At 67.5% G+C, this 335-nt stretch carries 1 pseudogene; it reads right to left on the bottom strand.

The window, feature by feature from the left end:
- Positions 1-62: 62 nt before the first annotated feature.
- A pseudogene (locus UK12_RS34275) lies at positions 63-335 on the bottom strand (hypothetical protein); the annotation flags it as partial.

Here is a 335-nt window from a genome sequence, read left to right as displayed (position 1 = left end):
GTATAGCCGCTTCCGTGCGGCAGCTTCCGGAGGGCCGCCCGTGCGCGCCGGACGGAACGGAGTCATCGGCGACGTCGACTCGACGGCCTGTCAGAGGGGCGGCGGGCGGCGGGCGGATGGATTGGGGCTGAGCCGAGGAGCTGGTACGCCGGCCGGGTGAGGAAGTAGGCGAACTCTTCGGGAAGACAGAGTTGCTCGGCCACGAGCCGGTGGAGCAGCTCTGCGGTGGCCTTCTCACCGGTGTGGGCGAGGATGAGGCCGTTGTGGATCCACTGACAGATCTGAGAGCGGGAGATATGGGCGGTGGAGGCGTCCTGCATGAGGTTGAAGATGCG

It is taken from the genome of Saccharothrix sp. ST-888, from assembly GCF_000955975.1.
GTDB lineage: Bacteria > Actinomycetota > Actinomycetes > Streptomycetales > Streptomycetaceae > Kitasatospora.
The sequence above is the reverse complement of the archived record's forward strand: the minus strand, read 5'-3'. Positions and strand labels throughout refer to the sequence as shown.